General features: G+C 39.4%; 8 protein-coding genes. 4 read left to right on the top strand and 4 right to left on the bottom strand.

Annotated features, from left to right (window positions below; genetic code table 11):
- Positions 1-71: 71 nt before the first annotated feature.
- The 3 genes from I6F41_RS16825 to polA form a co-directional block, all read right to left on the bottom strand.
- Positions 72-575 (bottom strand): DUF1285 domain-containing protein, encoded by a 504-nt coding sequence (locus tag I6F41_RS16825; RefSeq protein ID WP_197108796.1) that lies wholly within the window; start codon positions 573-575, stop codon positions 72-74.
- A complete protein-coding gene (locus tag I6F41_RS16820) occupies positions 572-1159 on the bottom strand; it encodes a YceI family protein (RefSeq protein ID WP_011329398.1) in 588 nt (195 codons plus the stop codon). Before I6F41_RS16820 ends, I6F41_RS16825 begins: the two co-directional genes overlap by 4 nt.
- A gap of 469 nt (positions 1160-1628) precedes the next feature.
- The gene (polA, locus tag I6F41_RS16815; protein WP_182683855.1) at positions 1629-4364 is read right to left on the bottom strand and encodes a DNA polymerase I; all 2736 of its coding nucleotides are present in this window, start codon (positions 4362-4364) and stop codon (positions 1629-1631) included.
- Positions 4365-5236: 872 nt separating this feature from the next.
- On the opposite strand from polA, the gene elbB reads away from it, so the two are divergent.
- From elbB to I6F41_RS16800, 3 genes are all read left to right on the top strand, one after another.
- Positions 5237-5884: an isoprenoid biosynthesis glyoxalase ElbB gene (gene elbB / locus I6F41_RS16810; protein WP_182683854.1), complete on the top strand. Its 648-nt coding sequence runs from the start codon at positions 5237-5239 to the stop codon at positions 5882-5884.
- A 230-nt stretch (positions 5885-6114) separates the two neighbouring features.
- Complete coding sequence (locus I6F41_RS16805; RefSeq protein ID WP_041454600.1) at positions 6115-6510, top strand: c-type cytochrome; 396 nt, start codon at positions 6115-6117, stop codon at positions 6508-6510.
- A 169-nt stretch (positions 6511-6679) separates the two neighbouring features.
- Positions 6680-9250 (top strand): bifunctional diguanylate cyclase/phosphodiesterase, encoded by a 2571-nt coding sequence (locus I6F41_RS16800; RefSeq protein WP_182677568.1) that lies wholly within the window; start codon positions 6680-6682, stop codon positions 9248-9250.
- Between the two features lie 5 nt (positions 9251-9255).
- Here I6F41_RS16800 and rep read toward each other — a convergent pair whose 3' ends face one another.
- Positions 9256-11274 carry a DNA helicase Rep gene (gene rep, locus I6F41_RS16795; protein ID WP_182683853.1) on the bottom strand — a complete coding sequence of 673 codons (2019 nt, stop codon included), beginning with the start codon at positions 11272-11274 and terminating at the stop codon, positions 9256-9258.
- Between the two features lie 163 nt (positions 11275-11437).
- Here rep and ubiK point away from each other — a divergent pair, with 163 nt between their 5' ends.
- A complete protein-coding gene (gene ubiK / locus I6F41_RS16790) occupies positions 11438-11701 on the top strand; it encodes a ubiquinone biosynthesis accessory factor UbiK (protein ID WP_086994730.1) in 264 nt (87 codons plus the stop codon).
- Positions 11702-11841: the final 140 nt, after the last annotated feature.

Below are 11841 nucleotides of genomic sequence, written 5' to 3'. Positions count from 1 at the left end.
TGACCTGTGATCATAGGATTCTGATCTCATTTTACCGATCGTCAAGCTTTTTATTACTTAACTGATCGGCATTACTCCCCGGCAGATGTTATAAAACAACCCTGTTTGTCTGTCTGGGCTATTTCTGCCCATTGATAAAATACACTTCTTGCCACGCGTGCACAGCACCCATAAGGGAGTTGTATATAAGGCACGGCTGCATCTTTGTAGTCTTGTATATATATAGGTTGCTCAGCACTGATGAGCCATTGTCTGTCTAGGTTATCTATACAACAAAGCACTTGTCCTTGCTCGGTATTTTCAAATCGCCAGGCAACAATAATAAAGGGGGCGTCTTCAACCGTGATGGCTATTTTTTCGACCGGCGTTTTTAAATAAAACTGCTCACCCTCTTTACACAATACCGAGGCAAACAGCTTTACCATAGCCGGGCGTGTTATTTCACTGCCAGCATAAAACCATTGCCCTTGGTCGTTAATAACCATTGGCAATGATCCACAGTGAGTTGGTTGCCAACTATCAAAGGGTTTGCTTGGCTCGCTTAATTGCTTGCTTAGTTGGCTAAGGGAAATCACTGCTTTTTAAATGTCAGTGCAAAAGTAACAGGTACGGCAGTCGCAATTGACGGTAAACCCGCTAATTTTTGTAATTCCATAATGCCCTCTGTAATTGCAAAATCATTACTATTAATAATAATAGGACTGAAAGAAGACACACTTAAATCACCATTTTCTGCACTGCTAACCAGCACATCTATAGTAAGCGGCTTTTTATTACCATGAAAATCAAGTTCCGCATTAATCCCTTTAAGCACATACTGGCCAGGTTTTTTAATACTGCTGAGCTGCGATGCTAGATCTGCGGTTAATATGGCATTTGCAAATGTATCGGCTTCAAATAATAATTTTGTTAAACGCTCATTACGAATGGGGATCAGTGTTTCTGCCGAGGTTAAGTCTACATTTACACTAAACTCACCTTTATCTGATAACTTGCCTTCAATATTAGTAAAGTGATTTGCTTCAGCAATACTATTTTTTTTGATAGAAACAAAGCTTAATTGGCTTTTATCGTTTACTAACTGCCAATCGGCCTGAGCGATATTAGAAATAACTAAACTTGATAACGACAAACCTGCAATAGCTAATGCTTTAAACATGACGAATTCCTTCTATAAATGAACAATACCCTATTCATTAGAACCACAAATGAATAGAAAGTACTTTTTATGAGCTTATGATGGTATCACCTAAAGGATTAAGTGTAATTATAGAATAATAAATGGAGAATAATTAAGGTTAGGAATAAAAAACGGCCCATCAAATATATGATAGGCCGGTATAGCAAACTGGGGAGAAGCTATGAATAATTGCATCTTCGCAGATGCATCATCAACAGGATGTCCTACAGGATGAGGACGGCGCGACTTTAACAAAAGCCAGCGCACTAGTACAATAAAATTCTAGATAATTTGTGTATATTTGCCAACACCTTATGATTTAACATCGGTCTTTTCTTTAGTTAACTTTTATGTAACTAATGCGGCTATTTATTTAAGTAATTAATATTTTTATACTGACATAAAAAAAGTGCCCTTAGGCACTTTTTTGTCATTTTATTATATAAACTTAGTGAGCCTGTTCCCAGTTGTCGCCTTCATCAGCTTCAACTATAAGTGGTACATCAAGAGTAGCCGCTTGCGACATTAGTTCGCAAATATGCTTTGTGTAAGCATCAACACAGTCTGTTTTAATTTCAAATACCAACTCATCGTGTACTTGCATTAATAGCTTAACGGTATTGGGAGCTTGCTCGTATACCCAACTGTGTACACTTAACATTGCCTTTTTAATGATATCGGCAGCAGTGCCTTGCATTGGCGCATTGATTGCTGCGCGCTCAGCTCCTTTTCTTCGTGCACCATTTTGGGCTTTTATTTCTGGTAAATATAAACGGCGTCCAAAAATAGTCTCTACATAACCGCTTTCAGCGGCCTTTTCACGCGTTGTTTCCATATACTCTAAAACACCTGGGAAACGCTCAAAATATTTATCAATATAATGCTGCGCTTCATGGCGTGGCACATCCAGCTGACGTGCTAAACCAAATGCCGACATGCCATAAATTAAGCCAAAGTTAACCGCTTTAGCTTTACGACGCATATCGCTGGTCACTTCTTCTAAACTTACACCAAATACTTCTGCTGCAGTGGCACTGTGCACGTCTAAACCATTAGCGAACGCACTTAATAAACCTTTATCTTGTGAAAGATGCGCCATTATACGTAGCTCAATTTGGCTATAATCGGCAGCGACAATTTTATAGCCATCGGCCGCTATAAACGCTTCACGAATACGACGCCCTTCTTCTGAGCGAATTGGAATATTTTGTAAATTAGGATCGGTTGAACTTAAACGCCCAGTTGCCGTTACGGCTTGATGATACGAGGTATGCACACGCTGCGTTTTCTCGTTAACCATTAACGGTAATTTGTCGGTATAGGTTGATTTAAGCTTTGATAAACCACGGTGCTCAATAATTACTTTAGGCAGTGGATAGTCGTGCGCTAATTCTTGTAATACTTCTTCTGCGGTAGAAGGCGCGCCTTTAGGCGTTTTTTTAATTATTGGCAGTTCCAGTTTTTCAAACAACAATACTTGTAGTTGTTTTGGAGAACTTAAATTAAATGGTTCACCCGCTATTTCATACGCTTCTTTTTCCAGCTCCAATAAACGCTCGCCTAAGCGTTGGCTGTGCGCAGCAAGCATTTTGCTGTCTATTGCTACACCAGTGCGTTCAATATCAGAAATAACATTAACCAGTGGCATTTCTATATCTTCGAATACTGATTTTAGTTTTTCGTCAGCGGCTAATTTTGGCCATAAAACTTGGTGTAAACGCAGCGTAATATCTGCATCTTCAGCGGCATAGGGGCCGGCTTTTTCTAGCTCTACTTGATTAAAAGTAAGTTGCTTTTTACCTTTACCAGCAATATCTTCAAAGCTGATATTTTTATGGCCTAAAAATTTAAGTGCCAGTGAATCCATATCATGGCGCGTACCCACACTGTTAAGCACATACGATTCAAGCATGGTATCAAACTTAATACCGTTTAATTCATAACCCGCATTTGCTAATACGCTTTTATCGTATTTAAGGTTTTGCCCTACTTTAGCTTTTTTGGCATCGGCTAGAATAGGTCCTAATTTTTGCATTACAAACTCAAGGCTTAGTTGCTCAGGTGCACCCGGATAGTCGTGAGCAACGGGTAAATAAGCAGCTTCACCGGCTTTTACCGCAAAGCTCATACCTACTAACTGTGCTTGCATGTAATCAAGGCTGGTTGTTTCTGTATCAAAGGCAAATAGCTCAGCATCATTTAGCTGCTCTATTAATGCATCAAACTGGCTCTCGGTTAAAATAGTTTCGTATTGTGCCTCTGCTACTTTTGGTACTTCGTTAGCCTCAGTGGGAACAGCTAAGTGTGTTTCGGTATCTTTAGGGTTATCGAGTAACTCAGCTAACCAACGACGAAATTCACATTCACCATAAAGCGCGATTAGCTCATCTTTATTGGGCTCTTGTAACTTAAAGGTATCAAGATCCGACTCAACCTCAACATCACACTTAATAGTAGCAAGTTGATAGCTTAAAGGCAGATGATCTAGCGCAGCTGCTAACTTTTCTCCTATTTTACCTTTGATCTCGCTGGCATTATCCATAACGCCCTGTAGCGATCCGTATTTTTCTAACCACTTAACCGCAGTTTTAGGACCACACCCTTCTACCCCTGGAATGTTATCTACTTTATCGCCCATTAAAGCTAAATAATCGATAATAAGTTCTGGGCCCACACCAAACTTTTCAACTACAGTAACAGGATCCGAGATACTGTCGGTCATGGTGTTTATAAGCGTTACATGTTCATTTACCAACTGCGCCATATCTTTATCGCCGGTAGAAACCAGTACATGGCGCTTTTGCTCTGAAGCTATGCGCGCAAACGTACCAATTACATCGTCGGCTTCAACACCTTCAATGCTAATAAGCGGAAAACCCATTGCTTTAATAATACGATGGATTGGCGCTATTTGCGTGCGTAAGTCATCTGGCATTGGCGGACGGTTCGCTTTATATTCGCTATACATGTCATTTCTAAAGGTTTTGCCTTTAGCGTCAAATATAACCACCATATGCGAGGGATCATATTGTCTGATCAAACTTTTTAGCATGTTGATCACACCATATATCGCTCCGGTCGCTTCACCTTTTGAGTTAGTTAAATGTGGCGGTGAATGATAAGCACGAAATAAATATGAAGAGCCATCAACTAAAATAAGTGGGTTTTCGGGGATCTGAGCCATGGTGAATTTGGATCCTAAATACAAAAAGTAAGATAATTATAAGCATGCCATAAGGCAGTGAATAAAACGACTGCGAATTAATACTACTGATGTTGATTAATTCAGAACAAACTGTGGATAACTTTGTAGATAACAGCCACAGGCCATTCTTCCAAAGCATTAAAAAACGCTTAGAAATAAAGTTAACTGGTTGTTTTTACTAAAAAAGATAATACGAGGTTCTTTTTTTATTATTTTTTTACCAATGTGGAAAAAAGTTTTAAGCGTTACATCCGCTGTTAGTCATTGCCATTATTTGCATCCATTTAAATAACTGGACGAGCATTCTAGCATAATGGATCAAAGATCATAGCGATCCTTTATAATTTTTTTCACTGTGGTTGATCACCAAATGGCATATACCCTATGATCACTCGCTTAGCGAACAGTAACTATACAAATAATTTTTCAAACAGATTATTTTTGCCATGTTAAACTTGAAGGTCTGTTGATCTTTCAAGATTGAGTTTGCAGCAGTGTGTTTGGTATTTAGACAAGGCAGAGCCTATGTGGTGTGGTTATTCCCCATAAATAGGCGATAACGCAGCATTAATACCAAACATGCGCTGCCCGAAGGGTTCTGTCTAGGGGCGATTAACTCTTTGTTAGGGGCATGAGCAGGATGCAAAAGCTTTGCTCTGTTTTTACTTATTTACACATAGATGTAAGCCAGTAGAATAACGCAGGAGCAGTTATCGAGCCTACTAGGTTACAAACCTCGCGCCGCGATCAAATCGCTCCTAGTTTGAACAAATTTTAATCCCCAAAGGTTAACAGACCCTAATCTATCGAACTAAATTTTAGTTTGCCGACTTAAACGGAGCAGATAAAAAATGAAAAAAGTTGCAGTAATTTTAGCCGGTTGTGGCGTTTATGATGGTAGTGAAATTAATGAAGCCGTTTTGACTTTATTACACATAGCAAAAAATGGTGCAAGTTATCAATGCTTTGCACCCAATATAGCGCAGCATCACACCATTAATCACCTCACTGGTGAAGAAACCACCGATAATCGTAATGTACTTGTAGAAGCAGCGCGTATTGCTCGCGGCGAAGTAAAAGCGATTACTGAGCTGGACGTTACACAGTTTGACGCTTTAATTGTACCGGGTGGTTTTGGTGCTGCAAAAAATCTATCTGACTTTGCTATAAAAGGGCCACAGGCAAGTATTAATGCTGACGTGTTACATGCCTGTAAAGCGTTTGCCAATACCAATAAAGCAGCGGGCTATATGTGTATTGCTCCTAATTTAATTCCTTTTATTTATCAGCAAGCACACCTAACTATAGGTAATGATAGTGACACAGCTAATGCACTTAACACCCTAGGTGCTCAGCATGTCACCTGCGCAGTAGATGATATTGTTGTAGATCAGCAGTACAAGCTAGTAACAACACCAGCCTATATGCTGGCACAATCTATACTCGATGCCGATGCTGGAATAGCTAAACTGGTGAGTGAAGTGCTCGCACTAAGCTGATTTTTGAGCAATATGATCTATTTAGATTTTTGTAACTTAGAATAACAGTTACTCTGTTTAACCATTTAGTAAACTGCTGTTTTTATTGAGTTAACGCAATCTTTAGTCGATTTAATCAATAAAATCTACTCTTAGCATTTTATAAATTGCTTAGGGGAGTTATAATTGTTTTAAATTCCGTCATTTACAATCGTGATTGATCACGTTCAAATTGAAGTGGGCAAGGCAAAATGAAAAAACTATCAGCTGCAGCATTACTAATGCTAGCAACCACCGCATACGCACAGCCATATGATAACTCTATGACTGCCGATGCAATCAAAAAACGTCTCGCACCGATTGGTGCTGTATACCTTGAGGGTGACAAAGTGGCCGCTCCTGCAGCCCCTACTGGCCCACGTTCTGGCGAGCAAGTATATCAAGCTTCATGTTTTGCGTGTCACGGTACTGGTGCGTTAGGCGCACCTAAATCGGCTGATGATTGGTCACCTCGCCTTGCTAAAGGTAATGATGTATTACTCGATCACGCACTGAATGGTTTTAATGCAATGCCGCCAAAAGGTACTTGTATGGATTGTTCTGAAGACGAAATTAGTGCCGCAATTAACTTTATGACAACTAAGTAAAAGCCTACTAAAATCAATAAATAAAAAGGTTTACCTAAGGTAAGCCTTTTTTAATGCTTTTTATCTACTTTTAACCGCTATTTTAACGAATATATACTTGACGCTAATAGTTAAAAATGAAATTATAAGCGCAATTAGTATACAATAAAAACACAGCTGGTTAACATCATTGGAAGATAAATTAACAGTACCTAGTAACTTAGCGCATCAAAATAAACGTCTTAAAGCGCTACTGAAAAAGTACAAGCATGCACATCATCTACAAAATGCCCTGATCCTATTATCAGAGCAAGCCAGCACGGTTGCAGAACTTACCTTACTCTATCCCGCTATACACGATATTTTGCAAAAGTACGTACCAAGCAAAAGTTTTTATGTTGTACTTTCCAACAGACACACAAACTTATTAGAACTTTCTTATTTTTCAGACGAAAAAGATGGTCTTGCTATTGCCCTTAATCAGCATAATAGTTTTAACGAAGGTGCAACTGGTTATGTATTTAAACAAGGTAAAACAACCTACTTTACTAAGCAACAAATGCAAGATGCTGCTAATAATGGTTTATTTAAAGCTTTAGGTACGCCTGCTGAGCACTGGATTGGCGTGCCTGTATTTCAAGAAAAAAGCATTATAGGCGTACTTGCAGCACAAAGTTACGACACAGAGCAAGGATACAGCCCTCAACAAATACAATTACTAGAGGTTATGTCGCTGTACTTAGCTACCGCAATAGAGCGAGTAAAAAAGCGCGAGCAACTCGAAGCCGAAGTTAAAATTCGCACCCAAGCACTTACACAAAGTAACGCAGCGCTTAACCTTGAAGTCGAACAACGTAAACGAGCCCTACAACGCCAGCAAATTTTATTTAAAATATCGGAGCTGGCAACACAAGCTAAAAATATTGATGATGTATATTTACAACTGCATGAAATTATAAAGTCGATAACCTATGCTGATAACCTTTATATTGCACTTTATAACAAAGATTCTGGCTGGCTAAGCTTTCCTTATTACGTAGATGAATTTAAAAAGAACCCTCAATCAAGGCGTTTTTCTAAAGGCTATAGTGAGCTGGTAATTAGCACCGAAGAAACTCAGCTTATACATCCCGATAGAGCAAAAGCGCTTATACAAGATGGCACAGTACAACGCACTTCACCTGTGCCTGAAAAGCAAATGGCTACTAGTTGGCTTGGCGCACCATTAAAAACATCACAAGGTGTTATTGGTTTAATTGTTTGCCAAGCGTATAACAATAAACATATTTTTAGCCAAGATGATTGCGAACTCATCACCTTTGTATCCCATCAAATTGCTACAGTATTACAAACAAAATTAGCTAATATCGCACTTAAAAAGAGTCATCAGGAGCTTGAGTTTCGGGTTGACGAAAAAACTAAAGAGTTACGCCAAGCTAACCTACATTTACAAATGCAAATTGATGAGCGAAAAAAAATAGAGCAGCAGCTTTATCACGACGCGCATCACGACTCGCTGACCGGTTTAGCTAACCGAAGCTTATTTTTAACTCAACTTGAAAAAACCCTGCAAGAATATCATCGCTTTGTAGAGCAACACTTTGCCGTATTATTTATTGATTTAGATAAGTTTAAAAGTATTAACGACCAACTTGGCCATCATGCCGGGGATCAGTTTTTAATTAGCGTGAGTAAGCTATTTTCGCAGTGTATTCGCGAGCACGACTTATTAGCGCGCTTAGGGGGGGATGAGTTTGTAATTTTATTGACTCATTTAACCGAGCCTCAACAAGCTGAAGATGTTGCAAATAGAATAATTAACTTAATGGCAGAACCATTTTGTTTTAAAGGCTCGTCACTGCAAAGTGGTGCAAGTATTGGTATAACTTACTCTAACCAAAGCTATAAAAATACGGATGAAATAATTCGTGATGCCGATGCCGCTATGTACTACGCTAAAAACTCAGGTAGAAACCGCTATGAGCTATTCCACCCGCTATTAACGCAAGCAATACCAGAGCAGCAATCACCAGTACTGCATTACCTTGAACAGCTACCAATGAATTTTAGAAGTTCTGAGATCATTACTCTTGATGAAAATTGCCAGTCTGAGTCATTGCTAGAGGCATTTGGCGAGCACCCTATATTGGGCTATACCAGTTTTGATATTCTAAAAAAGTTTGCCTGCGATAAAGAGCAACATCTTAATGTTGAACTTCAGCTACTGCAACAAGCATACACACAAACAAGTAACGCTAACTTAAACGTCGGCTTACTACCTTGCTCTAGTTTGTTATTGGCCCATCCTGAGTTTAATTTATTTACTGATGCTTTGAGCCAATGCGAAAACAAAACACAGCTTTGCTTACTCTTTGACGAGCAAGAAATTCGTTATGCTAGTGCAACACAAATTGAAAATTTAAAGCAATTATCTTTAAATGGCTACTCTATTGGGTTAAATAATTTTGCTAAAGATAAATGCGAGCTTAACTTACTTAGCGAAATTGATTTTGACTACCTACTACTAAGCTCGACATTTAGTAAACGTATTTTGCAGCAAGCTAGCTACGACCTACAACTGCAGGGAGTACTTGCCATTACTAAAATTAAAAACACTAAAGTAATAGCAAAAGGCCCTGCTATATTAAATTTTAGAGCTCTATTAGATAAACACGGTCTAGGATTTTTTATCGGTAAACAGTCTGCACTTAACAGTAGTTTGCAGCCCTCTATTAGTCACTCTGAATCACTGCAACGTTAACCAATTTATTCAGGTTTTTTAAGCATAGCGCGTAGATTAGCCACACGCGCCTGACCTTTTTCCATTCGCTCGGCTTGGCTATTAGGTGCTTTTTTATTCTCGAATGCTAAATCGTCTTGTGGTAGTTCTTGTACAAAACGACTGAGCTCTGTTTGTGATGTTTCGCCAAATTGACGACGTATTTTAGCATAAGTTAAGGTGAGCTCTTGTTGAGCTCGGGTGATCCCAACATACGCAAGGCGACGCTCTTCATCTACGTTGTCCTCATCAATACTTACCTGATGCGGTAGCAAGCCCTCTTCCATACCCACCATAAACACGTACGGATACTCTAGTCCCTTTGATGCATGCAAGGTTGATAACTGCACCGCGTCGGCTTCATCTTCTTCTTCGTTACGCTCTAACATATCGCGTAATGTAAGTTTGCTCACTACTTCGGCCAAGGTCATGGGCTCGTTATCGGCGTCGCCGGTTAGCATGTCGGTGATCCACCGATATAACTCCGATACGTTTTTCATCCGCATTTCAGCCGCTTTGGCACTAGGTGATGACTCGTATAAATACGCTTCGTAGTTAATGTTACGCACTAAATCTTTAACCGCTTCTAGGGTATCACCGCGCACCGCGTTGTCTGATAGCTCCACAACCCAACGTGCAAACCCAGTAAGTGCGTTCAAACCACGCCCTTTTAGCCTATAACCTAGGTCATTATCAAAACAGGTAGCAAATAAACTCATGTGCTTTTCATTTGCGAGCGTGCCCAGCTTTTCAAGTGTCACCGTGCCTATTTCGCGCCGTGGTGTATTTACTATTCGTAAAAATGCATTGTCATCGTCTTGATTAACCAGCAGCCGTAAGTAGGCCATAATATCTTTAATTTCTGAGCGCGAAAAAAACGACATACCACCGCTAATTTTGTATGGAATACGGTTACTCATTAACGATTTTTCAAAGCCTCGCGCTTGGTGATTACCGCGATATAAAATAGCGTAATCTTTGTAGCTAGTGCGTTTCATAAACTTATGCGAAATAATTTCAGCCACTACGCGCTCAGACTCATGCTCTTCATCACGACAACCAATTACTTTTATTGGCTCACCATAACCGAGCTCACTAAACAGCTTTTTTTCAATGTCGTGCGGGTTGTTGGCAATTAATATATTAGCCGCTTTTAGTATTCGCCCTGCACTACGGTAGTTTTGCTCCAGCTTAATAAGTCTAAGCCCGGGGAAGTCTTTACTTAATAACACTAAGTTTTGCGGACGCGCACCGCGCCATGAATATATCGATTGATCGTCATCGCCTACCACAGTAAAGCGGGCGCGCTCACCTACTAACAGCTTAACAAGTTGGTATTGGCTGGTATTGGTATCTTGGTACTCATCCACCAGCAAGTATTTAAAGCGTTGCTGCCAGCGCATCCGTGAGGTGGCATTATTAGTAAGGAGCAAAGTAGGGATCATTATTAAGTCATCAAAATCTAGTGCATTGTAAGCACGTAACTGGTTTTGATAGCGACCATAAAGCTGTGCAAATAATGCTTTTTGTGGCTCTCGCGCTTCGCGGATTGCTTGCTCTGGTAAAATTAATTCGTTTTTCCAGCTACCAATTGCCATTTTTAATAGCTTGAGTAGGTCTTTATCATTTTTAAGTTCGTCTTCGGTTAAATCATTTAATAACTGGTTGGTATCTTGATCGTCAAATAGCGAAAAACCCGGCTTAAAGCCCAGTGTACTAAGTTCTTTTTTGATAATTTCTAAACCCAGCGTATGAAATGTAGATACCCAAAGCCCTTTGGCATCTTGCTTGCCAAGTGTTTGCAAAACACGCTCACGCATCTCTTTAGCAGCTTTATTGGTAAAAGTAACCGCGGCAATATTACGCGCTTTATACTCACACTGTTTCACTAAATATGCGATTTTATTAGTAATAACACGCGTTTTACCAGAGCCAGCTCCAGCAAGCACTAAGCATGGCCCACTAATATATTTTACCGCTTCATCTTGTTTAGGATTGAGTTTCATAACGACCAAAGAGATTTAAAAAGACGGGCAATTTTAACGTAACCATTACAGCGAGCATAGCAATTGCACTAATTAATTCGATAAAGATCAACCTGTGTTAAATACACTGGCTATAAGGTAATATTAGTTATTATAAATTCTGGGCAACAGCCAAGGGACGAACATGATTAATCCAGCAAAACTTGAAGAAATTGCAAAGCAAATCACTAGTAATATGCCACAAGGCGTAAAAAACTTAGCCGATACACTCGAAGGTAAAACCAAACAAGTTTTACAAAACAAGCTTGCTGAGATGGACTTTGTAAGTCGTGAAGAGTTTGATGTACAAAGCCAAGTACTGATCCGTACACGCGAAAAGCTAACTGAGCTTGAAGCTAAAGTTGCACTGTTAGAGCAACAACTTAGCACTCAGCCAAATGCTGAATAATATATACGCTTAAAGTAAAAAAGCAGCCAAGGCTGCTTTTTTGTTTTGTAATAGTGCTAATTAATTAAATAACCTGAACTCTAGTTAAGGAATTTACTAACATATTGAATTATAATTATATTTATTTTCTCTAGCCAGAA

Source organism: Pseudoalteromonas sp. SCQQ13 (assembly GCF_015864415.1).
Taxonomy (GTDB): domain Bacteria; phylum Pseudomonadota; class Gammaproteobacteria; order Enterobacterales; family Alteromonadaceae; genus Pseudoalteromonas; species Pseudoalteromonas nigrifaciens.
The sequence above is the reverse complement of the archived record's forward strand: the minus strand, read 5'-3'. Positions and strand labels throughout refer to the sequence as shown.

Coding starts and splice junctions, on each gene's coding strand:
- I6F41_RS16820 (WP_011329398.1), bottom strand. CDS start 1,159: ATGTTTAAAGCATTAGCTATTGCAGGTTTGTCGTTATCAAGTTTAGTT.
- polA (WP_182683855.1), bottom strand. CDS start 4,364: ATGGCTCAGATCCCCGAAAACCCACTTATTTTAGTTGATGGCTCTTCA.
- elbB (WP_182683854.1), top strand. CDS start 5,237: ATGAAAAAAGTTGCAGTAATTTTAGCCGGTTGTGGCGTTTATGATGGT.
- I6F41_RS16805 (WP_041454600.1), top strand. CDS start 6,115: ATGAAAAAACTATCAGCTGCAGCATTACTAATGCTAGCAACCACCGCA.
- rep (WP_182683853.1), bottom strand. CDS start 11,274: ATGAAACTCAATCCTAAACAAGATGAAGCGGTAAAATATATTAGTGGG.
- ubiK (WP_086994730.1), top strand. CDS start 11,438: ATGATTAATCCAGCAAAACTTGAAGAAATTGCAAAGCAAATCACTAGT.